Raw genomic sequence first — 21224 nt, forward strand, 5'->3', positions numbered from 1 at the left:
GGGGTCGGACAAGTGTCGCGTGGTGTGTCATCGCAGCAGCCGCGGTGACCGCGACCGCATGCACGTCCTCGACGGCGTCCGAGACCGAAACCCCCACCTCGGTGCCGACCTCCGCGGCGGTCACGCCCGCGCCGGGCGCCCCGGTGCGGACCGCACCCGGAACCGCACTGCTCTTCGGGCAGAGCGCGGTGTTACCCGCGAACGCCTTTGCCGCGCAAGGTCCGTCAGCGATGTTCACGGTCACCGGCATCACCCCGGCCGAGGGCGTGCCCGACTCCACGACCAAGGGCGGTGTGCCCTACTTCCTCTATGTCACGGTGACGTCGTTGGCGGCCCGCCCGGCCGCGGCCCCCACCGCAACGGGATTGGCCGGCAGCGCCGACGGCAAGACGCCGGCCCTGACCCTCGCCCCCACGCCCGGTCTGGCGAAGTGCCCGGTGGCGGCACCGCCGGAGAAGATGCGGCGCGGTGACTCCTACGCGCTGTGCCTGGTGGCGGTGGCCGATGAGGGCACCAAGCTCCGCCAGGTGATCTATTGGGCCGACACCAGCGGCGATCCGCGCTTCGATTACAAGTCCGGTCCAGTGGTGTGGGCACCGCCGGCGCCGCCGACCTCGGCGAGCACTCCGGCCACGGGCTAACGCAACGGTCCACCCGGAGGAGGACCAGGCACCGGCCGGTTCGGATTCGGAGGATACGGATTGTGCTGCGAGAACTGCCGACTGGGCGGCGGTTGCCGCGGCGGAGCAGGTTGCGGTGACCGCTGCTGGTAGTGCGGTTGCGGTGGGTTCGGCGCCCGGCGTGTCGGCGGCGGTGCCGGCATCATCGTCGTCTGAGGCGGCGGACCCGGACGACGCGGCGGTGGTGGGCCACCCGGTCGGGGGAACTGCGCGGGACCGAACTGCGGGCCGGGTCCGGCGTATCCGGGCGGACCGAACGGCACAGCAGGCGTCTTCTTCGTACCGCGTCGGAGCAGGAAGACAACGAGACCGGCGAGCATCGCCACGAGCACGCCGATCAGCGGTCCGAGCCACAGCCAGAGATTCGACGACGACTTCTCCACCGGCGCGGCCTGCAGCGTCACCCCGTGCGACTGCAGATAGGAGCGTAGCGCGATGTTGTCGGTGATGAAGTTGAACGTCGCATTGTCGTCGGCCAACGACGACCCCGACGAGTTGGTGCCGACGACCAGGGCATTGGCGTCGACGGTCGGACCACCCGACATGCCCTTGCCCATCTCGGCCGACACCTCGGTGCGCGCGATCCCGGAATCACCGGTCTGCCGCGACGACACCGTGCCGGTCTTGTACGACGGCTGCGCGATCGTCGACGTGTCATTGGTGCCCTGCACCGCGGCCGGGAAACCGATGCTGGTGACCGGGTCGCCGGGAGCCGGCACGACCGCCGAGATCACCAGGGCGGGCAGCGGTCCGGAGGTGTTGTTCACCTTCAGGACTGCATTGTCGCCGTCCTTGAACTGCTGGTAGTCGATGACCTGTGCCGTCGTCCAGTCGTCGAAGGTGCGGTGCGGTCCGGCGGGCTGCTTGATGCTCACACTGCGGTCGGGCTGGTTGCTGCTCTGGGCATCGCCGCGCACCGGCCACTGATTGTTCTTGGCGATCGCGTAGGTGTCGCGGGCCCAGTTGAGGTCGCGGTTCTGCGCCTTGGCGACCGCCACCACGGCCTCCTGGCGGAAGGCGTCGGCGATCTCGGGGTCGGCGGCGTTGACGCAGTGTCCGGCGGTGGCGATGTAGCCGGTGGGATCAACGATGTAGCCGGTGCAGGAGGATTTGAGTGTCAGCTCATCGGTCCAGGTGGCGCCCGAGGTGAACGGGATCTCCACACGACCCTTGTATTCGGTCGAGATGAATACCAGCGACGGGCCGACCCGATCGGCGATCGACACCTTCGCCGGCTCGGCCGAGGCCACCGGATGGGACGCGACAACTGCACACAGGCCCGCCACGACCGCGAGGTACACGCGGGTCCATCGAAATCTCACGTCGCCTGCACTTTCACCCTGACCGAAACCGTCGACTGATCGTCGCATCCGGGACGCTCGCGCAACGAGTTGTGTTCCGCCCCGGACGGAAAAGTCATTCGATCGGATGGCAGTCAGATCAGATGACGCGTGACCGAACCCGGGAGATGCCGCAATGCCAGCGCGATCGGCAGCCACGGCCACCGCGGCACGGGCGCCCATGCGGCCTCCCGTTCGATCGCCGCGACCATGGCATCGACCCCCGTGTCGGTGTCGGTCATCATCGCGGTCTTCACCCCGCGGTTGATGTCGGTCTCGATGTAGCCGGGCAACAGCACCGACACGGAGATCGGCGAACCGGCGAACTCGGCCTGCAGCCCTTGCCCGAGGGTCGCCAGACCGGCCTTCGACGCCGAGTACGCGGCCTGCGCCTTCGGTAGGCCCCGGACGGCACTCATCGAGCTGATCAGCACGAGATGTCCGGCGTTCTGGGCGCGGAAGATCTCGAGTGCGGCCTCGGCCTGGGCGAGCGCGCCGACGAGGTTGGTCTGCACCGTCTCGATGTTGGCGGCCGCCTTCCCGCTACCCACCGGTGCCCCTTTGCCCAACCCGGCGTTGACGATGACCCGGTCGAGGCCGCCGAGTTCGTCGGCGAGACGCGCGAAGACGCGTGGCACCGCGTCGGTGTCGGTGACGTCGAGTTCCGCGGTGGCCACCTGCGCCGCGGACGGACGCAGCTCCTCGGCGAGATCGTCGAGCCGGTCGAGACGCCGCGCGCACAGCGCCAGCGCACGACCCCGGTCGGCGAAGCGGCGGGCCATGCCTTCGCCGAGGCCCGCACTCGCGCCGGTGATGAGGATCTTCTGCCGTGTCGTCGCGGTCACGGCTGTCCAAGTTACGCCTTACGCGGTGAGGGCCGTCGTCCGCAGGGAAGCGAGGACACGGTCGGTGGCGGATCGGTCACCGATGGTGATCCGGGTCCCGGCCATCCCGCACTCCTTGGTGGCGACGCCGCAGCTGCGCAGGAGCCGTCCGATGGCGATACCGTCCGGACCGGGCAGGAACAGGAAGTTGCCCTGGCTCGGCAGTACCGGAGCACCGATGTCCTCGAGCAGCGCAGCCATCCGAGCCCGTTCCGTGCGGGTCGACGCAACACGTTCGGCCAGTTGGTTGTTCGCGGCGAGCGCCACCGGCACCGCAGCCATCGCGGCCGGCCCGACGGCGAACGGCACCTCGAATCGACGGACATCGGCGGCGACGGCACCTCCGATGCCGTACCCGACCCGCAGCGCCGCCAAACCGTACGCCTTGGAGAAGGTGCGCAGGATCAGCACGTTGTCCCGGCCGCCGAGGATCCGGTGCAGATCCGGTGGGCTGTCGCAGAACTCGATGTAGGCCTGATCGAGCAGCACCGTCACGTGCCGGGGCACCGCGTCGAGGAAGTCGCGTAGTGCCCGCTCCCCGATCACCGATCCCGTCGGATTGTGCGGTGAGCACAACACGGCGACAACAGTTTCCGCGGTGATCGCGGCGAGCATCGCGGCCGGATCCACGCCACCGTCGGCGTTCAGCCCGACCGCGTCGACCCGCAGCCCGACCATCTCGGCCAGGATCGGGTATCCGTCGAAGGTCGGGAGGGCGGTCACCATCGCCGGCGCGGCGATCCCGCGGGCAGCGGCGCGACGGGCGACGGCCTGCAGCGCCGACACCGCGACGCCGGTGGCGCCAGCACCCACGGTGATCTGCTCGTCCGGAAGTCCGAGATGCTCGGCGATGTGTCGGCGCGTGCGGTCGGGCAGGAAGTCCGGATACCGGTTGGTGTCGGGGATTCCGGCGCGCAGCACCGCGGCCACCGCGGGCAGCGGCGGATAGGCGGACTCGTTGAGGTCGAGGCGCGCACCCTCCACCACCCGTGCGAGCGGGGCAGCGCCCGGCTGCAACGGGGGACTCACGGCCGGCCTGCCCAGCGCAGCGCGGCGGCACCCGCGAAGTCACCGGCGTGGGCGAAGGCGGCAGTCATCACCACATCGCCGGTCCCGATGCGGCCGTCGGTGATCGCGGTGTCGAGGGTGACGGGGATGCCGACGGCGAAGAGGTTGCCGCATTCGTCGAAGGTGTCGGGATGACGTGACTCCGGAAGTTCCAGGGCCTCACGCCAATTCCGGAGGAAGATGCGATTGGGCTGGTTCGTGATGAACCAGTCGAGATCGGGCGGGGCGATGCCGACGGCGTCGGCGACCTCCATCGCCACCTCGGGCACCATCCGGTTGCCGCGCGCCAGCACCTTGGCGATCTTCGCCTCGGTGAAACCGATGTGGATCTGTCCGGATCCGGCCTCCCAGTATTTGCGGGGCGGATACGACACCCCCGTCATGTCGCCGGAGTATTCGCCGTAGGAATGGCAGGCACTGCCGAGGATCGGGCTGCCGCCCTCGTCCGCGAGTGTCACCACCGCGACAGCCGCCCCATCACCGGGGATGGCCGCCTGCGGCTTGCCCCGCACCTGTTCCTGCGTGAAGATCTGCGACGCGCTGTTCTGCGCGAGGGCGATCAACGCGGTCCGTCCGCCGCCGGCGGCAAGCAGTCCGCGGGCGAGGTCGATCAGGTGGATGAATGCGGCGCAGCCACCGTTGTGGACGTCGAGCACCTTGGTGGGGCGCAAGCCGAGTCGGTGCGCCACCTCTCCCCCGCACCCTCGGATGGGTACCTCGGGGAGCTGACTGTGGGTGAGCACCACATCGACGTCGTCGAGAAAGTCATCGCCGTGTCGCTGCAAGAGGATTCGCGCGGAACTACAGATCATGTCCGCCGAGGTCTCCCCGTCGGCGGCGTGGTGCCGGAAGGCGGGGGCACGGAACATCACACTGCCGGCGAGGTCGTCATTCTCCGCATACTCGGCGAAATACTCTGCTGGGACGCGTCTCTCGGGTAGGTAGGAGGCCAGGTCGAGCAGGCTCAGTGGGGCGGTGGTGGTCATGAGCGCATCCAATCGGGGGTGAGCGGCAGGTCGTTGTGGTGCCGGTATTCGGCGATGGCTTTAAGGTTGTCGAGTTCGAGTTGGTGTCCGGCGGAGAACATGTCCCAGAAGTCGCCGACCCACACCGGACGTTCCGGCGGCGCGGTTTCCGGGTACGGGTTGGCGTCGTAGAAGGGGTGCCGGCAGTTGGTCCAGAGCACCACCGACCCCGGCTTGTCCAGGACCGCCTGGGCGTCGACCACCCGCATCAGGTAGATCATCCACAGGTGCCGGCCCTGGTCCCAGGCGCAGTGGTAGTCGACGGTCATCGCGTCGGGGTTGGCGATGGTGCGGGTGTAGATCATCGTGTTGTCGCCCAAGCGATCCTGCGCCTCCCACAGTCCCGGCTCGTCGGTCTCGGTGAAGCCGCGCAGACTGTAGGTCCACTCCTCGAGGGATCGGGTGTCGGCGAGCCACTCGTAGAGTTCGCGTGGCGGGGCGTCGACGTAGCCCTGCACCGGACAGAAGTCGCCGAAGACCTTGTCGTGCGGGTAGACCGAGCGAAGCATATCCAAGATGATCGGTGTGGCCACCGGCCGTGGATGGGATTCGATGCGGGTGAGGCCCGGCAGCGTGGCGGCCTCGTCGCCGAGATCGGCGAGGGCGGGCAGAAGTGTTGTCATGATGTACCTTTCGGGAGAAATGGGGCAAACGGGGGGACTTCGTCGGGATCGACGTCGACGACGAGGCAGGCTGGGCCGGGCACCGTCATCAGGTCGCGGGCGGCACGCCGCAGCGTGGCACGATCGGCGGCATGGGCGACGGTGAGCCCATCGAACATCGCCGCCAGGCCCGCCGCGATGTCGCTGTAGGCAAATCGGTTGACACTGGGGGTGTTCGGGAAGAACAGATGCTCACGGGTGACGCACATGCCGTGGGCGTTGTTGTTGAGGATGACTACTGTCACCGGAGCTTGATGCTCGACGGCGGTGTGCAGTTCCATGCCGTGCATGAAGAACGAGCCGTCGCCGGCAACGACGACGGTGCGTCCGGGATCGCCGCGCGCGGCGGTGCGGATCGCGTTGCCCACTCCGGCGGCGATCCCGTAACCCATACCGCCCATACCGAGGGCCACCACGAATCTCCCGCTCCCCCATGGCAGATAGTGGATGGCCGCGGCACCCGCGTTCCCGGCGTCAGCGAACACTGCGGTGCCGGCAGGGAGGACCGCACCGATCTCGTCGATCGCGGCACGCAGGTCGAGAGGTACCGCCGACGGTGCCACCGGTAGATACTCCACCCTCGGCAGACTGTGCTGTGCGGGCGAAAGTCCCTGCTGATAAACATATTCCACCAACCAGGTGATGGAGTCGGACAGGTCGGTCACCGGCACGTGCTCAGCCAGCCCCGGTGCCCGTGGCGGTTCGGTCCCGACGTGATGGACCCGTCGGTCGCGCAGTACATCCTCGAGACCGGCGCGGTCGGTCATCGTCATCCGACAGCCCAGCACCAGGCACAGGTCGGCGTCGGCCAGCGCGCGGTGCGCGGACGGGTGTCCCATCACGCCGGTGACACCGGCGGAATATGTGTTGTGGGAGAGAATGTCCCGCCCACCAGGCGACGCGACGACGGTGGCTCCCACGGCGTTGGCGAGCCGGTCGACCCCGGCACCGACGCGCGCGATCGACGCCTCCTCACCCACCCAGAAGCACACCCGCCCACCGGAACGCACGGTCTCGCAGAGTTCGTCGGCGATGCGCCGCATGCCCGAATGCACCTCAGCGGTCGCCTCCTCGAAAGCATTCGCGTGCGCCACCAGATGCGGATCACCCAGCTCCGCGGATTGAATGTCTTTGGGCAGCAACACCGCTGCGGGCAGCCCTCGGTGCAGCGTGACGAACGCAGTGGCGAGCGCCGCGGGCACGTCGTCGGCGTGCGACACCACCGAGCAAGATCCGACCACCGAGGACAGCAGCCCCGCGATGTCGATCGTGTCCGGCGGCGACAGCATGTCCTGGAACGCGCCGCACCCCACCAGTGCGGTGGGCGCGGTGCCGATCAACGCGAGCACGGGCACGCGACTGTCGTATGCCTCCGCCAAGGCGGGCACCACATTCATCGCCCCGCCACCGGAGGTCGTCATCACCGCTGCGGGCCGCCCGGTGATGCGGGCGACGCCGTCGGCCATCGCGCCGGCCGCGAACTCGTGTTTGGCGACAACGGGGGTCAGCGACTCCGCTCGCACCGCCGCGTCGTAGAGGTCCTCCACGTTGGCCCCGTGGACGCCGTACACCACCTCGATACCGATCGACACCAGTTGCGCAACAACGTATTCGGAGACCGAGGTAGTGTTCGTCGCATGCGGCGACGCCGGTCGCGCGTGTCGTTTGCCGCTCAAAGTGATCGTCATGGCTCCACTGTGCGACGGCCAACCTGAAGGACCGCTGAAAACCGGCCTGTCCGTGCATCTATCGGCTCTTCGAATGACCGCCTACGATGATTTCACCAGCAAAGTCGGGAGTGGTGATGTCTGGAGCCTCGGACGCGAGACACAGTTGGTGGCGGGCGGCCTTCCGCCGCGACCAGGGTGTGCGCATGCGGTCGACCGTCGTCGGAACCTGTCTTGTCGCAATCGCTCTCATCATCGGCGCGGTCGTGATGTTGTTCATGCTCCATCGGGCCGACAGTCGCACGATGTACGACGCCACCAGCTATCGCGCCTACGAGTTGGCCGATCTCATCCACGACGGCGGAGTGACAGCCATCCTGCCCGAGGACCTGCTCGTCGGATCGGGCGTCAGCGTCATCCAGGTGATCGACGCGCAGGGGAACGTCGTGGCCGCATCTCCCGGCGCCCCGACGACACCGCTCACCGATCTTCGGCCGCTGCCGTGGGATACCGAGCGGATCGAGGGCACCCTGATCCCGGGCAGCCACGACGAGTACTGCGGCATGATCGTCGGCGCGGCCTACCAGGCCGACCACTACACGATCTTCTCGGCCGTGTCGTCGAATCCCTATCGGCAGAGCCTGCTCAACACCGGACTGGTACTCGCGGTCGAGCTGCCGATCCTGGTGATCTTCTCCGCGGTCGCCATCTACTACTTCGCGGGGCGGGCGATGCGGCCGGTCGCCCGGATCACCGAGGAGGTCAACGCGATCACCAGTTCGGATCTGTCCCGGCGGGTTCCGGTGCCGAGCACCGACGACGAGGTGACCCGGCTGGCCGGCACGATGAACGCGATGCTGTCGCGGCTCGACCACAGTCACGAGGCGCAATTGCGGTTCGTCGGGAACGCCTCCCATGAGATGCGCAGTCCGCTGACCACGATCGTCGGCATCCTCGACCTCGCCGACGACACCGACTCCGAAGTGGATCTGCCGACCGTGCGGACCATCCTGCTGCCCGAAGCGCAGCGGATGCAGGACATGGTCGACGACCTGCTCCTACTCGCCCGCGCCGATGAACACGGCGTACCGCTGCGCATCACCGACGTCGATCTCGACGACCTCGTCGCCGCCGAAGCACACCGCCTGAGGTCACTCGGGCTGGCCCGGGTGGAGACGACCATCCGGCCGATCCGGATATCCGGCGACCGGGAGAAACTGGCCCGCGTCCTGCGGAACCTGACCGAGAACGCCGCCCGCCACACCACCACACAGATCGTGCTGGACATGTCCACCGACGGGGAGATCGCGACGATGGCGGTGACCGACGACGGCCCGGGCATCCCTGCCGACCAGCGTGCCCAGGTCTTCGAACGATTCACCCGCCTCGACGTCGACCGACGCAACCGCGGCGGCTCCGGGCTCGGGTTGTCGATCGTGCACGAGATCGTCCGCGCCCACGGCGGGTCGGTGCGGATCGACGATCCGCCAGCCGGATTCCCCCACGGCACGACTTTTGTGGTGACCCTGCCGGTGACCGCCCGACCCACCGCGCGAGCCGCCGAGGGCGCCGGCGACCGGCTCGTTCACCCGATCCGATAGCCCGCGCCGCGCACCGTGTCGATCGACCGGATACCGAACGGCGCATCGATGCGTTTGCGCAGATATCCGATGTACACCTCGACGATGTTGGGGTCGCCGTCGAAGTTGTCATCCCATACCGATCGCAGGATCTCGGTCTTGGAGACCACGGTCCCACGGTGCCGGATGAGGAACTCGAGGACCGCGAACTCACGCGGCGTCAACGTGATCGGGGTGTCACCGCGGCGGACCCGGTGTTCGGCCGGGTCGAGAACCAGATCACCGGCGACGAGCTGGGCCGGCCGCTCGGGTGCCCCCCGCCGGAGCAGCGCCCGCAACCGAGCCTTGAGCACCACCACCGAGAACGGTTTGATCAGATAGTCATCGGCGCCGAAGTCGAGTGCCTCGGCCTCGTCGTACTCGCCGTCCTTGGCGGTGAGCATCAGCACCGGCGTCCACACCGCGCGCGCCCGCAATTGCCGCAGCACGTCGTAGCCGTTGAGACCGGGCATCATGATGTCGAGGACTATGACGTCGAAGTGTCCCTCGGTGGCCTGCCAGAGTCCGTCGACGCCGTCATGGGCGACGGTGACCGCCCACCCGTCGCTGACCAGCATCCGCCGCACCGTCTCCGCCACGCGGATGTCGTCGTCGACCACCAGTGCGTGCACTCCGTGACCTACTTCAGCAGTCGCGACATTCGGCGGTCGGCCAACACTTTTCCGCCGGTCTGACACGTCGGACAGTATTGGAAGGAGCGGTCGGTGAACGACACCTCGCGCACAGTGTCCCCACAGACCGGACAGGGCATACCGGTGCGGGCGTGCACCCGCAGCCCGGTTCGCTTCTCCGACTTGAGTTTTGCCACCTCCTGACCGTCGAGCCGACCGATCGCGTCGTACAGCACCGAGTGCATCGCGTCGTACAGCGCATCGAGTTGCTCGGCGGTGAGGGTCTTCGACGACGCGAAGGGCGAGAGTTTCGCGGTGTGCAGGATCTCGTCGGAGTAGGCGTTGCCAACCCCGGCGAGTACCCGTTGGTCGGTGAGGACGTTCTTGATGCGTCCGGTCGTCGCCGACAGGATCTCGGCGAGGTCGGCCCGCGACAGCGCCAACGCATCCGGACCCAGCGAGGCGATCTTGTCCACCGCACCGACCTCGCGCACGATCCACACCGCGAGCCGTTTCTGCGTGCCGGCCTCGGTGACGTCGAACCCCTCGCCCGGCATCCCGCAGTGCACCCGGATGGCGATGGGACCCTTACCGCCGGGCCGGGGCGGGGTCTGCGACAACTGATCACTCCAGCGCAGCCAGCCCGCGCGGGAGAGATGGATGACCAGATTGATCGACGGTTCGGGGTCGGATTCGGCGCCGGGGATGGTGTGGATGACGAGATACTTGCCGATCCGACCGACCGACTCCACGATGCGTCCGGTCAGGGCGGTGTACGGCGGGTCGGCGGTCTTGAGGACCGACAGCGACGCGATGTCGACGCGGCGGATCGGAAACCCGGCGGCACGCCCATCCACGAAATCCGCGATCGCAGCCACCTCAGGAAGCTCAGGCATACCTCCAGTGTGCTCTAGTAGGAGGATGATCTCCCGTCTTTCCGACGCCGACCTGGCGGCACACATGGCCACCGGCGCCGGGGAGATCCTGGTGGGGGTCCGCCACGGGAACCTGCTGACCGGCCGCCACCTGGGTGATGTGGGCGATGCGATGGCCCAGGCGTGGATCGCGAATGTCCTGCACCGCCATCGCCCGAACGACGCGGTGCTCTCCGAGGAGGCCGACGACGTCGGCGATCGGGCGTCGGCCGATCGGGTGTGGATCATCGATCCGCTCGACGGCACCCGCGAGTTCGCTTCGGGCACCGCCGATTGGGCGGTGCATGTGGCGCTCACCGAAGGTGGCGAGGTCACGTCCGCGGCGGTCGCGCTGCCGGCCGTCGACGAGGTGTTCCGCTCCGACACGGTCAAGCCGCCGACCGGTGACCTCACCCGACGAATGGCGGCATCCCGTTACGGCGGGTCCTACGAAGCCGCGTGGGTGTCACGACAGTTGTCGCTGAACATGATCGCGATCGGATCTGCCGGCGCCAAGGCGATGGCCGTCGTGCGCGGCGACGTCGACGCCTACGTGCATGCCGGCGGACAGTACGAGTGGGACAACTGCGCCCCGGTCGGTGTCGCGCTCGCCGCGGGCCTGCATTGCAGCCGGCTCGACGGCTCCCCCATCGTCTACAACCGGCCGCAGCCCTACATGCCGGATTTCGTCATCTGCCGCACCGAGATTCGTGACGAACTGATGGCCGCGCTCGGTGAGGTCTGGTAGCCGCGGACGATCAGTCGACAGCTTTGCGCAGCAGATAGATGTCCATGATCCAGCCCAGACGTTGACGCGCGGCGGCCCGGACCTCGGCGATCGTGTCGCCGACCTCCCCGACGGTGCCGGCGACGAGGATTTCGTCGTCGGTGCCGACGTAGGCGCCCCACCAGATGTGGTCGGCTGGGTCGGCGGTGTGGCGGAAGGCGAGGTCGCCGTCGAGCATGACGATCTGGTTGGTGTCGGCACCGGCCGGGGTGTCGGCAAGCCTGCGCCCGGTGGTGATGTGGATCGATTCGCCGATCCGATTGGCCAGGATCTGGTGGGCTGCGGTCAGCGCGCTGGCGCTGGTGACACCGGGGATCACCTCGAGCGCGATGTCGAGGTCGGTGTGGGTGGTGATGTCCTCGACGATGCGCAGGGTGCTGTCGTAGAGCGCCGGATCGCCCCAGACCAGGAACGCCGCGACTCCCCCGTCGGGCACCGTCGCGGTCAGCGCCTCGGCGAAAAGCGTTGCGCGGGCGGCATGCCATCGTCGTACCTCGGCGTCGTAGTCGGCGGGATGCCGGTCGCGCGGCGGGTCGACGATCTCGATCACGCGATGCCCGTCGGGTGCGTAGCGGTCGAGGATCTCGCGTCGTGCCGCCGCCAGCGACTGCTTGTCCGCACCCTTGTCGAGCACGAGGAAGGCGTCCACCCCCGCCATCGCGTCGATCGCCTCGAGGGTGATCTGGCGCGGATTGCCGGGGCCGATTCCGATGACGCGCAGGGTGATCCGCATGGTGGTCAGAACTTGATCCGGCGGAGTCCGTGTGTGCGGGCGGTCAGGTCCAGGATCAGTTGCCGCGGCACCAGCCGACGCAGGAGGAAGACGATCTCGGCTCGATTTCCCTTGGCGTAGAAGGGTTTCGGATGCTCCGCGAGCGCTGCGTCGACGATGACCTGCGCCATCGCCGACGCGCTGATGCCGTCGTCCTCGTTGCGGCGGGTCGCGGCGGCCAGCGTCTCGTATTCGCCGCGATAGACCGACTCGTCGGCCACATACACGCTGCGGCGGTCGCCGATACCGGTCGCGATGGTGCCCGGCTCGACGGCGATCATCCGGATCCCGTACGGCGCGACCTCGCGGCGGGTGGCCAGCGCGTAGGCCTTGAGCGCGGATTTGGTTGCGGCGTAGTTCGACCGGAAGGCGACGGGAAAACTCGAGAGCATCGAGCCGACCATCACCACGGTCCCCCGACGACGCTCCCGCATGCCGGGCAGCACGGCTTTGGTCAGGGCGATCGGGCCGAACACGTTGACCGCGAACAGATGCTCGATGGCGTCCATCGGGGTGTCTTCGAGCGCGCCGGCCTGGCTTTCCCCGGCGTTGTTGACCAGGATGTCGATCGGGCCGACCTCGGCGGCGCATTCTGCCGCGACGGCGTAGTCGGCGTTGTCGAGGCGGACGTAGCGCACCGCGGGGATCGGGTCGGCGACCTTGTCGGGGTGACGGCTGGTGCCGTAGACGGTGTGGCCGCGCTGGGCGAACAGCCGCGCGACCTCCGCACCGATGCCGCTCGACGCCCCGGTGACCAGGACGACCTTCGGGGTACTCGCTCCGGTTGCAGTCACGCACACACCGTAGCCTGCGCCTCCGACAGCGACGAGGGGCCCGGCATGTGCTGCCGAGCCCCTCACCGGTCACCGCGCAGCGGTGATCAACTCCTCTCTAGGAACCGCGCTTGAAGCCGGCGGCCTCGGCGGCCGACTCGGTCGCGAACCAGATCTCCGCGGTGGTGGTGTGATAGGCGTCGAGATCCGGCGTGAGATAGACGCCGGAGTTGGCGTCACCCTTGATCGGATAGCCCTCGGGTGCCTTGCTCGGGTCGTCGAGCGGCAGATGTCCGCCGACCGGTACCGGCGTCTCGACGCCGCCCTTCAGGTAGTTGCCGACACCGTCGCCCTTGCCGCCGGATGCCGCCGCGGCCGCACCTGCTGCTGCGGCGCCGGCACCGGCCGCCGCACCACCGGCACCGTGATAGGCCTCGGGAGACGGGTCCGGACTGTGCTCGCCGTAACCACTCGGCGTGTTCGGATCCTGATCGGGCACGACATTCGTCGTGTCACCACCGGACACCGTGTGATACGCCTCGGGCGACGGATCGGGGCTGTGCTCGCCGTAGTGCGCGGTCTTGTCGTCCGCATCCGGCACCACGTTGGCGTCGCGACGTGCCTTCATGGCCGCACCCGCGGCCGCGGCACCGGCCGCAGCAGCGGCAGCGGTTCCGGCTGCGGTCATCTTCAGATCCGGCTTGGGAGCTGTCGGGGCGGCCGCGGCCGGGCGACGCAGGTTCGCATCCGGCGTGCTCACGGTCGGCTTCCGACGACGCAGCAGCCACGCGAGCAACAGACCTGCGAGGATCAGCAGAATCGGGATGATCAGCCACCACCAGTTGAAGCCACCGGTGTCGGCATCGGGCGCACTGACCGCCGGGGCACTCATGTCGGGTGCGCTCATGTTCGGCGCACTCATGTTGGGTGCACTCACGTTCGCGCTCATATTCGGGGCGCTCATGTTCGGCATACTCGCGTTCGGCATGCCCGGAATGGCAAGGCCGGTGAGTCCGGCCGCCAGCGCAGCGTCCGGGGCACTGGTCCACGCACCGGTCGCCTTGTTGTAGGTGAGAGTGCCGTTGGCGAACTCTTGGGTCATGACGTCACCGTTGGTCGTCATGTCCGCGGTCGGCGCCCCCAAGGTGGCACCGAGTTTGTCCGTGGCTGCCGTGAACGGTCCGCGGACCACCCACGCTCCGTCGGCCGACGTCCAGTAGATCTTGGGATCATCCTGTGCGGCGAACGAAGCGACGCGACTGCTCGGCTTGTATTCCGCCGGGCCTTCGCTCTCGCTCGGGAATCCGAGGCTGCCGGTCGGGCCGCCCTCATCACCGTATTTGGCGTCGATTGCGCCATATAGCACCTTGGCGCCGTCGTCTTCGGACCAATAAATGGTGCCGCCGCTGTACTTTTGTTGGAAGCCGTCGCCTACGGGTGTGACGGTGCCTTCTTTTTGGCCGAGTCCAGAATCGTTGTGACCAGTGTCCGCGTCACCACTTTGAATCTGTCCGGCCAACTGATTGATCGCGCTCGTGGCGTCACTCTGCGGATCAGCTGATGCGTGTGGCGCCATCAGCAGCGCTGTACCTGCCGCCGCGATGAAGCCGAGTGCCAGGCCACGGGCCCGAACACGTCGTCGTGTCATTGAAGTAGTCATTCCACCTCGACCTCGTCATGTTGGAACGGCGGAGGACCCGCCAACCAAACAATGTGCCGCAATGAGACGGAGGCCACGCCGCGTTCCGCCAAAGTGGTGTCCAAATCGTGTCCGGAATGCGCTTCGCTCGAATTATTTCCAGCACACCGCGGTAATCGAATAATCAGTACACCAACATGGCGGTGAACGATCACGAATATGCGTGGCGCGCATGTAAGAAAAGCTCGGACCTTGTTGATTTGAGAATCTCGGCAATTGACAGACATCGGCCGTGTAGAACCCGCCAGGAGGGCACGCCGACCAGATGTCGGTGTGATCAGGTGTGCTCCCGGCAGGATTCGAACCTGCGACACCGGCTTTAGGAGAGCCGTGCTCTATCCCCTGAGCTACGAGAGCGGGGACTGGGTGAAGTCGTGGAGGAAACCACAAGCTTGTGAGTTTCCGGCTCGATTCTCACCCCAGTCGGCGTCCAATCTGCTGCTGGGCAGCCGGTTGGACGGTGGAAAGTCTACGTCACGGCGGGTTCCGTCCGCGTTCGGGAGGGTTCCGGGGCGGGTGGGCGTTCGAGCCGGTAATAGCCTGCGGCCGCGGCATCGCTGACGTCAGCCGAACACTTCGGCAAACTGCTTCAGCGACTCCTCGACATCCGGATGGAGGGTTTTGACGGCGAGCTTTCCCGCCGGTCCGATCAGCGGCAGACCGCCCAGATCCAGTACGAAGGTGAGCGTGGAACCGTCACGCACGGATTCGATGGTCAGGTCGATCTTCGCCTTCACGCCGCCCTTCGCCTTTCCGGAGAACCGGATTCGACGGGGACGATCGAACGTGTCGATCACCCAGTCGAACCCGATCGGCGTGCCCTTGGCGCTGACCACGGAACTGGCCCGCGTGCCCGCGACCAATTCGTCGGAAACCGGAACCTCGTCGCCCCAACCGCCGTGCAGGATCAGCCACTCGTCGAACCGCGACAGATCCGACACGGCCGCAAAAACGTCGTCGGGGCTCAGGTCGACAGAAACGGAGGCACTGGTCTTCGCCATACCGAAGAGACTAGTGGTGTGTCTCGGAAATAGGTGATCGTGACCGACGACAACGCAGCCAGGCGCCGATCGAGCCGACGGAGACTAGTCACGTATTTCCGAGACACACCATTAGTGCCCACCCGATTCCGCGCCGCTCACACGTCGAAGAACACCGTCTCCTTGCCGCCGTCCGGCGTGTCCTGGATACGAATGTCGAAGGTGTAGACGACCTTGCCGTCGCGTTCGGACCGCTTGGCGATCAGCGTCTCCCGACGGACCTCCCACTCGATGGCATTGAGGATCTGGTCGCCGGCGTTGGCGTCGGCCTCGTCGTCGAAGTAGATCCGGGTGTTGAGGCCGATGTTGATGCCGCGGGCGAAGATCACCATCAGGATGTGCGGTGCCTGCGAGCGCCCCTGTCCGGCAACGGCTCCCGGCTTGATCGTCTCGAATGACCAGACACCGGAATCGAAGTCGGCGCCGGTGCGGCCCCAGCCGCGGAACGTCGGGTCGAGCTGACGATCCTGTCCGTCGGCCGGATGGGAGTACTTGCCGTCGGCGTTGGCCTGCCAGATCTCGATCAGGCCGTCGCGGACGAGCGTGCCACTTCCGTCGAAGATCCTGCCTTCCAGAGTGATTCGTTCGCCGCGGGTCTCGTCGGTGACGAGCACGTTGTCGAAGTTGTTCTCGAAGATGTCGAACCCGGCCTGCTTGGGGGCGAGACCGATGTGGACGTACGGGCCACCGGTCTGCGACGCCGTCTCCGGGAAGTTCTGCGGCTTGTTGAATTGGGCGGCAGGTGCGTAGGACACCGGTTGGAAGTCGAATCCCGGTGTGGGTGCAAAGGATTGCTGCTGGCGGGTGAATTGCGAGGTCATCGGCGGGCTCCCGGGATGTGATCTTCGAAGAAGGTTGCGGCGCGGCCGCGCAGGGTCATGTCGAAACGGTAAGTCCGTGAGTCCATTCCGATGAAGTTCGCCACGTCCTCGCGAGCGATCAGGCCTTGCACCTGGTCGCGATTCGGGATCGTCGCCACGATCGGGCAGCGGTCGATCAACGGGTCGCCCTCGAAGTACATCTGGGTGATCAGGCGTTGCGCCCAGGCGTCGCCGTTGATGGAGAAGTGGATGTGGGCGGGACGCCATTCGTTGTGGCGGTTCTTCCACGGGTAGGGGCCCGGCTTGATGGTGCGGAACATGTAGTAGCCGTTGGAGTCGGTGATCATCCGGCCACAGCCGCCGAAGTTGGGGTCGATCGGCGCGAGGTACTGATCCTTCTTGTGGCGGTAGCGTCCGCCGGCGTTGGCCTGCCACGCCTCCACCAATGCGCCCGACACGGGATTCCCGAACTCGTCGCGGACGTAGCCGTGGATGACCATCCGCTCGCCGATCGGCAGACCGGACTTGGAGTAGTTGAGGATCAGGTCGTTGTCGAGTTCACCGAGTTCGTTCTCGCCGAACACCGGGCCGGTGATCTCCGAGAGAGTCGGCGCGGTCGAGATCAGCGCGTTCTTCGGGGAGCGCAGCACGCTCGTTTTGTATCCGGGCGTGTAGGCCGGCGGGTGCACCTCGCTGACGCGGCGGGTCACGGGGCCGAACCCGACCGTCTGCGGGGTGATCAGGGTGTTGTCGACGCTCATGTCGGTCGTCCTCCAAACTGTGGGCTGACACACAGCGTATTGGCGATCCCAGGTTATGTATATTGACCTTTCAACGCATTTTCCATAACTTTCTGTCATGCAATCTCGGCTGCTCGACAACCTCAAGCTGCGGCACGTGACGTGCTTTCTCGCCGTCGCCCGCCACCGGCACATCGGGCGCGCCGCCGACGAGCTGCACCTCACCCAGCCCGCGGTCTCCAAAACCCTCTCCGAGCTGGACAATCTCGTCGGCGCACGGCTCTTCGATCGCGGGCGGCACGGCGCCACGCTGACCGGCGCGGGCGAGCAGTTCCTCCGCCATGCTCTCGAGGTATCCGACGCGCTGACGCAGCTCGACGTCTCGGCCCAGCAGCTCGCCGGGGGCATCACGCCGCGCGCGACACTGCGTGTGGGTGCGCTGCCGACGGTGGCCACCGGCATCCTGCCCGGCACGTTGGCCGAGTTCCGGCGCATCCACCCCGACACCGACGTCGTCGTGGTGACCGACACCAACGCCGCGCTCTGTCAGGCACTGCTCAACGGTGATCACCACTGCGTCGTCGGCCGCATCCCGGATCCGCAGGTGGTGGGCTCACGCGGGGGGCTCACCTTCGAGTTGCTCTACGCGGAATCGCTGGCGCTGGCGGTCCGCACCGGCCATCCCCTGGCCGGCAACCGTGACGTCGCCATGGCCGGCGTGGTCACGCATCCGATGATCGTCTCGCCCGCGGCCACGGTGCCGCGCGCGCACGCCGAGGCCCTCTTCCGGAGTCATGGCGTGGAGATGCCGCACGGCCGGCTCGAGACGCTCTCGGTGTCGGTGGCTCGGCAGGTCACGCTGGATTCGGACGCGGTGTGGGTCATTCCGGAGCGCACCATCGCCGACGACGTGGCCCGCGGCATCCTCACCCGCCTCCCGATCTCGAGCGCGGGCACCGAAGAGCCGGTCGGGGTATTGCGGGCCGTCGGGCAGGACCCCGAACCCGCGGTCGAAGACTTCCTCAGACTACTGCGCGCGCACGTCGGTTAGCGTCTCACAGCGAGGCGACGATCTGTTCCGTCAGACTCGATTCCGTGTGCCGAACCGCTTGTCCCACAACAGGTTCGATGACCAGCCCCAGTGCCCGGCCGGCGAGGCCACCGGGGAGGTGGTAGTCGAAGGTGACGTCGATCTCGGTCCCCCCGTCGACGTCGCTGAACGTCCAAGTGGTGTCGGCGCGGAAGCCGTCGATCGCCGTGATCTCGATCAGCTCGTTCGCCACCCACTTCGTGGTCTCGACGGTCGCCTTGATCGCCTTCGGCCCAATCGTCATCTCGACGGCGAACCGCGAGCCCAGTCCCTCCGTTTTCTCGGTCACCGGCTCGAACTTGCTGATGCCGAAAAAGAACTTCGGTACGTTGCCGTGCTCGTTGACATAGGCGAACGCGGCATCCCGCGGCGCGGCGACCACGGACGTTCGGTGAATGCTCGTCACGTAACTCTCCCCCTCATTGCTCTCCCCCTCGTTGGCGTCAGCGTTGAAACGCCGGCCCGCCAAATGTACCGACCGTCACGAACTCCTCGACGGGCTGGCGGCGTAGTTTGGTCAGCTGCCGCACCGGTTTCCCGAGCGGGATGACCGCCGCCAACGCGTGCGTATCCGGCAGGCCCAACAGCTCTTTGACCGCCGGCTCCTCCGGGACGGCCATGGTGGTGACCGTGCCGCCGAAGTCCGCCTCCCGCGCGCCGAGCAGGATGTTCCAGACCAACGGATAGATCGACGCGCCACTGGCGACACCGACGCGGTCGAGATTCTGATCGACGGCGGCGACCACCGCGAGATCCACCGAGACGACGAGCACGACCGGCGCGGTGCGGATCGGTTCGACGAAACTGGCGGGCACCTCGGTGGTATCGATCACCTCCTGCGGAACTGCCGTGGGATGCACCGGGTTCCACGGCTTCTCCCCCGCATTCCGTTGCGCGACATAGTGCCGCACACACGGCTTGCCGAGTTCGGCGATGCGCTCCTTGGTGGCGTCGTCGCGGACGACGACGATGTGCGCGCCCTGCCGATTACCGCCGCTGGGCGCGAATCGCGCGTTGTCGAGGATGCGGTAGAGCACGTCGTCGGGCAGCGGGTCGTCGGTGAACTCGCGCGCGGCGAACGTCGCGCGCATGACGTCGGAGAGTTCCATGTCTCCACAGTAGGTAACCGCCGTACCCCGCACGCAGACATGCGCCGGGGCGACCGGCTCGACGTCAGTCCGACGAAGCCGCCGCGATGACAGCCTGTCGTGCCTCGACGATCTCGCCGTGCATGAACTCGGCGTTCTCGCGGTCCTCGACGCGGCTCAGACTCGCATCGATGAGCTCCAGATGGTGCATCACGCGATCACGAACCACGTCGTCGTGCGCAGCCTGCCCGAGCCGTCGGGCCAGCAGGATTGCCGCCGTCATCGCGATGGGTGCATCCAGGGCGTAGGTCCGCATCGCGTTGAAGACGTCGTCGATCAACTCGGTCGCCGGCAGTCGGGTCACGATGAGCCGCACCGTGCCGTCGGAATCCACCCGGCCCAGGTCCGGTGTCGGCCGACGCACGAGGGGCACCAGCCCGGCCGCCAACTCGTTGAGCGCGTTGTGCGCGGTGTACGGGTCGTTGGTCCCCGGCGAGACTGCCCGCACCGCCATCTCCGTCAGCTGCTGCACGGCGAACTGGATGTCCTGATGGGGGGTGCGGGTGTCCCCGAGCTCGATGGTGCGGCACGTGGTGGTTTCCACGGATTCGAAGGTGTCGTCGTCGACGTTTCCGGTGTGCGGATCCGACGGGTGGACGCTCGCGATCACGTCACCGCTCACCACGTGATCTCCCGGTCGGACCCGCACGGCGAGGATCGCGTCGCAGCGGCCGGCCGTCCGCAGCAACCTTGTCTCGTCGATGCCGACGACGAAGCCGGAGGCCTTTGCGATGATCGCCCGGCCACCTGCCGGCGTCGGTGCCGCTTGCGCGTTGTCGGGCTGTTCGGCCGGATACAGATTGGTCACCACCGCGTCGAGTTCTGAACGCACGCGCGCCGACAGGGTCGATACCTGGATCGACGCCGCGATGTGGTTGATGAAGTACACGAGCACGAGGACGTCGATGACCGCCAACAGCACCGCGACGTTGATCGCGAGGTCGGGAACGAAATCGGCTTCGACGGATGCGCCGCCACGAATGGACCGCAGCACCATCAGTGAATAGACGAAGGTGGCACCGAACATGCCCAGCACGACCTGGTTGCCCCGGTCGTTCATGAAGTTGCGGACGAGCCGAGGCCCATAGGTGGAGCTGGCGGTGGCCAGCACCGAGATGGTGATGGAGAACGATGTGGCGGCCACGGCCAGCATCGAGCCGCCGATCGTGCCGAGGATGTCGCGTCCGCCACTGACGCCGACGTGGAAGGTCAGCAGTCCCCAGCCGCCACTCAGGTGCCGGTTGAGATGGCGGTCGACAGCTACCAGCACCTCGGCCAGCACGATGCCGGCGATCACGAGGAGCAGGGGCACAAACCAGAAGGCATCGCGTAGCCGCGCGAACCGGATTCGCATGAGTGCGCTACTCGCCCATCGAAACCGAGATCCGGCGGAGCAGGCTGGCGAGCAGCTCGCGTTCGTCGGGCGCAAGGTCTGCCAGGATGCGTTCGTCGTCGGCGAGTCGTCGCGGGATCTCGGCATCGACCAGAGCGCGGCCCTCATCGGTGACCGCCAGCAGCACAACCCGGCCATCGCGTTCGGACTTCCGACGTTCGAGCAAGCCGCGCCGTGACAGGCCCTCGGTCAGCTTGGTGATCGAGGCACCGCTGAGCATCGTCGTGGAGACCACTTCGCTGGCTCGCAGGGGGCGGTCCGCGCGCGCCAGTGCCCCGAGGACGTCGAACTCCGATCGCGTCACCCCATGGACTTCCAGGTTCCGATCGAGGCGCTGACTGGCCACTGTGGCGATGCGCTGAATCCGGCCGAGCACCCCGATCGGTTGAGCATCGAGTTGGGGATACGCCTGCGCCCACTCCTGCTGTATCCGGTCGACGATGTCGGGCACGGCGGGGATGCTCACCCAG

General features: G+C 67.2%; 22 protein-coding genes and 1 tRNA gene. 4 read left to right on the forward strand and 19 right to left on the reverse strand.

Annotated elements, in window-relative coordinates; genetic code table 11:
* Positions 1–44: 44 nt before the first annotated feature.
* Positions 45–641: a hypothetical protein gene (locus AAFP30_RS18095; protein ID WP_419231371.1), complete on the forward strand. Its 597-nt coding sequence runs from the start codon at positions 45–47 to the stop codon at positions 639–641.
* On the opposite strand, the gene AAFP30_RS18100 is transcribed toward AAFP30_RS18095, so the two are convergent.
* The 6 genes from AAFP30_RS18100 to AAFP30_RS18125 all read right to left on the reverse strand — a co-directional run bounded on the left by AAFP30_RS18100 (position 638) and on the right by AAFP30_RS18125 (position 7347).
* A complete protein-coding gene (locus AAFP30_RS18100) occupies positions 638–2002 on the reverse strand; it encodes a trypsin-like peptidase domain-containing protein (protein WP_419231372.1) in 1365 nt (454 codons plus the stop codon). The two genes, AAFP30_RS18095 and AAFP30_RS18100, sit on opposite strands and share 4 nt — an antisense overlap.
* A 113-nt stretch (positions 2003–2115) precedes the next feature.
* Positions 2116–2865, reverse strand: coding sequence for an SDR family oxidoreductase (locus AAFP30_RS18105; RefSeq protein WP_419231373.1), 750 nt, complete (start codon positions 2863–2865; stop codon positions 2116–2118).
* Positions 2866–2883: 18 nt separating this feature from the next.
* Positions 2884–3933: a pyridoxal phosphate-dependent aminotransferase gene (locus AAFP30_RS18110; RefSeq protein ID WP_419231374.1), complete on the reverse strand. Its 1050-nt coding sequence runs from the start codon at positions 3931–3933 to the stop codon at positions 2884–2886.
* The gene (locus AAFP30_RS18115) at positions 3930–4958 is read right to left on the reverse strand and encodes a 3-oxoacyl-ACP synthase III family protein (protein WP_419231375.1); all 1029 of its coding nucleotides are present in this window, start codon (positions 4956–4958) and stop codon (positions 3930–3932) included. Before AAFP30_RS18115 ends, AAFP30_RS18110 begins: the two co-directional genes overlap by 4 nt.
* Positions 4955–5620: an SRPBCC family protein gene (locus tag AAFP30_RS18120; protein WP_419231376.1), complete on the reverse strand. Its 666-nt coding sequence runs from the start codon at positions 5618–5620 to the stop codon at positions 4955–4957. The genes AAFP30_RS18115 and AAFP30_RS18120 overlap by 4 nt, the downstream gene beginning before the upstream one ends.
* Positions 5617–7347, reverse strand: a complete 1731-nt coding sequence (locus AAFP30_RS18125; protein WP_419231377.1) for a thiamine pyrophosphate-binding protein — start codon at positions 7345–7347, stop codon at positions 5617–5619. Before AAFP30_RS18125 ends, AAFP30_RS18120 begins: the two co-directional genes overlap by 4 nt.
* A gap of 116 nt (positions 7348–7463) precedes the next feature.
* On the opposite strand from AAFP30_RS18125, the gene AAFP30_RS18130 reads away from it, so the two are divergent.
* Positions 7464–8927: a sensor histidine kinase gene (locus tag AAFP30_RS18130; RefSeq protein WP_419231378.1), complete on the forward strand. Its 1464-nt coding sequence runs from the start codon at positions 7464–7466 to the stop codon at positions 8925–8927.
* On the opposite strand, the gene AAFP30_RS18135 is transcribed toward AAFP30_RS18130, so the two are convergent.
* Together AAFP30_RS18135 and AAFP30_RS18140 are read right to left on the reverse strand one after the other, a co-directional pair.
* Positions 8912–9577, reverse strand: a complete 666-nt coding sequence (locus tag AAFP30_RS18135; RefSeq protein ID WP_419231379.1) for a response regulator transcription factor — start codon at positions 9575–9577, stop codon at positions 8912–8914. The two genes, AAFP30_RS18130 and AAFP30_RS18135, sit on opposite strands and share 16 nt — an antisense overlap.
* Before the next feature lie 8 nt (positions 9578–9585).
* Positions 9586–10473, reverse strand: coding sequence for a DNA-formamidopyrimidine glycosylase family protein (locus AAFP30_RS18140; protein ID WP_419231380.1), 888 nt, complete (start codon positions 10471–10473; stop codon positions 9586–9588).
* A 25-nt stretch (positions 10474–10498) separates the two neighbouring features.
* Between AAFP30_RS18140 and AAFP30_RS18145 the strand changes: the two genes are divergently transcribed.
* Positions 10499–11239: a 3'(2'),5'-bisphosphate nucleotidase CysQ gene (locus tag AAFP30_RS18145; RefSeq protein ID WP_419231381.1), complete on the forward strand. Its 741-nt coding sequence runs from the start codon at positions 10499–10501 to the stop codon at positions 11237–11239.
* A 10-nt stretch (positions 11240–11249) separates the two neighbouring features.
* On the opposite strand, the gene cobF is transcribed toward AAFP30_RS18145, so the two are convergent.
* The 7 genes from cobF to pcaH all read right to left on the reverse strand — a co-directional run bounded on the left by cobF (position 11250) and on the right by pcaH (position 17144).
* The gene (gene cobF / locus AAFP30_RS18150) at positions 11250–12011 is read right to left on the reverse strand and encodes a precorrin-6A synthase (deacetylating) (RefSeq protein WP_419231382.1); all 762 of its coding nucleotides are present in this window, start codon (positions 12009–12011) and stop codon (positions 11250–11252) included.
* 5 nt (positions 12012–12016) lie between these two features.
* Positions 12017–12844, reverse strand: coding sequence for an SDR family oxidoreductase (locus AAFP30_RS18155; RefSeq protein WP_419231383.1), 828 nt, complete (start codon positions 12842–12844; stop codon positions 12017–12019).
* A 97-nt stretch (positions 12845–12941) separates the two neighbouring features.
* Positions 12942–14471 carry an LGFP repeat-containing protein gene (locus AAFP30_RS18160; protein WP_419231384.1) on the reverse strand — a complete coding sequence of 510 codons (1530 nt, stop codon included), beginning with the start codon at positions 14469–14471 and terminating at the stop codon, positions 12942–12944.
* 335 nt (positions 14472–14806) lie between these two features.
* A tRNA-Arg gene (locus tag AAFP30_RS18165) sits at positions 14807–14879 on the reverse strand.
* A gap of 206 nt (positions 14880–15085) precedes the next feature.
* Entirely contained in the window at positions 15086–15523 is a 438-nt protein-coding gene (locus tag AAFP30_RS18170; protein WP_419231385.1) for an SRPBCC family protein, read from the reverse strand.
* Between the two features lie 137 nt (positions 15524–15660).
* Positions 15661–16383, reverse strand: coding sequence for a protocatechuate 3,4-dioxygenase subunit alpha (pcaG, locus tag AAFP30_RS18175; protein WP_419231386.1), 723 nt, complete (start codon positions 16381–16383; stop codon positions 15661–15663).
* Positions 16380–17144: a protocatechuate 3,4-dioxygenase subunit beta gene (gene pcaH / locus AAFP30_RS18180; protein ID WP_419231387.1), complete on the reverse strand. Its 765-nt coding sequence runs from the start codon at positions 17142–17144 to the stop codon at positions 16380–16382. The genes pcaG and pcaH overlap by 4 nt, the downstream gene beginning before the upstream one ends.
* A gap of 97 nt (positions 17145–17241) precedes the next feature.
* On the opposite strand from pcaH, the gene AAFP30_RS18185 reads away from it, so the two are divergent.
* Positions 17242–18174: a LysR substrate-binding domain-containing protein gene (locus tag AAFP30_RS18185; RefSeq protein WP_419231388.1), complete on the forward strand. Its 933-nt coding sequence runs from the start codon at positions 17242–17244 to the stop codon at positions 18172–18174.
* Positions 18175–18178: 4 nt separating this feature from the next.
* On the opposite strand, the gene AAFP30_RS18190 is transcribed toward AAFP30_RS18185, so the two are convergent.
* From AAFP30_RS18190 to AAFP30_RS18205, 4 genes are all read right to left on the reverse strand, one after another.
* Positions 18179–18619: an SRPBCC family protein gene (locus AAFP30_RS18190; protein ID WP_419231389.1), complete on the reverse strand. Its 441-nt coding sequence runs from the start codon at positions 18617–18619 to the stop codon at positions 18179–18181.
* 37 nt (positions 18620–18656) lie between these two features.
* Complete coding sequence (locus AAFP30_RS18195) at positions 18657–19322, reverse strand: nitroreductase family protein (RefSeq protein ID WP_419231390.1); 666 nt, start codon at positions 19320–19322, stop codon at positions 18657–18659.
* A gap of 64 nt (positions 19323–19386) precedes the next feature.
* Positions 19387–20715 carry a DUF2254 domain-containing protein gene (locus tag AAFP30_RS18200; RefSeq protein WP_419231391.1) on the reverse strand — a complete coding sequence of 443 codons (1329 nt, stop codon included), beginning with the start codon at positions 20713–20715 and terminating at the stop codon, positions 19387–19389.
* Positions 20716–20722: 7 nt separating this feature from the next.
* Positions 20723–21220, reverse strand: coding sequence for a MarR family winged helix-turn-helix transcriptional regulator (locus tag AAFP30_RS18205; RefSeq protein ID WP_419231392.1), 498 nt, complete (start codon positions 21218–21220; stop codon positions 20723–20725).
* Positions 21221–21224: the final 4 nt, after the last annotated feature.

Source organism: Gordonia sp. CPCC 205515, from assembly GCF_048537925.1.
In the GTDB taxonomy this organism is placed as follows: domain Bacteria; phylum Actinomycetota; class Actinomycetes; order Mycobacteriales; family Mycobacteriaceae; genus Gordonia.

Bases quoted from the DNA above. Each gene is read 5' to 3' on its own strand.
- AAFP30_RS18115 (WP_419231375.1), bottom strand. From the start codon at position 4,958: ATGACCACCACCGCCCCACTGAGCCTGCTCGACCTGGCCTCCTACCTA.
- AAFP30_RS18120 (WP_419231376.1), bottom strand. From the start codon at position 5,620: ATGACAACACTTCTGCCCGCCCTCGCCGATCTCGGCGACGAGGCCGCC.
- AAFP30_RS18125 (WP_419231377.1), bottom strand. From the start codon at position 7,347: ATGACGATCACTTTGAGCGGCAAACGACACGCGCGACCGGCGTCGCCG.
- AAFP30_RS18130 (WP_419231378.1), top strand. From the start codon at position 7,464: ATGTCTGGAGCCTCGGACGCGAGACACAGTTGGTGGCGGGCGGCCTTC.
- AAFP30_RS18140 (WP_419231380.1), bottom strand. From the start codon at position 10,473: ATGCCTGAGCTTCCTGAGGTGGCTGCGATCGCGGATTTCGTGGATGGG.
- AAFP30_RS18145 (WP_419231381.1), top strand. From the start codon at position 10,499: ATGATCTCCCGTCTTTCCGACGCCGACCTGGCGGCACACATGGCCACC.
- cobF (WP_419231382.1), bottom strand. From the start codon at position 12,011: ATGCGGATCACCCTGCGCGTCATCGGAATCGGCCCCGGCAATCCGCGC.
- AAFP30_RS18160 (WP_419231384.1), bottom strand. From the start codon at position 14,471: ATGACACGACGACGTGTTCGGGCCCGTGGCCTGGCACTCGGCTTCATC.
- AAFP30_RS18170 (WP_419231385.1), bottom strand. From the start codon at position 15,523: ATGGCGAAGACCAGTGCCTCCGTTTCTGTCGACCTGAGCCCCGACGAC.
- pcaG (WP_419231386.1), bottom strand. From the start codon at position 16,383: ATGACCTCGCAATTCACCCGCCAGCAGCAATCCTTTGCACCCACACCG.
- pcaH (WP_419231387.1), bottom strand. From the start codon at position 17,144: ATGAGCGTCGACAACACCCTGATCACCCCGCAGACGGTCGGGTTCGGC.
- AAFP30_RS18185 (WP_419231388.1), top strand. From the start codon at position 17,242: ATGCAATCTCGGCTGCTCGACAACCTCAAGCTGCGGCACGTGACGTGC.
- AAFP30_RS18195 (WP_419231390.1), bottom strand. From the start codon at position 19,322: ATGGAACTCTCCGACGTCATGCGCGCGACGTTCGCCGCGCGCGAGTTC.
- AAFP30_RS18200 (WP_419231391.1), bottom strand. From the start codon at position 20,715: ATGCGAATCCGGTTCGCGCGGCTACGCGATGCCTTCTGGTTTGTGCCC.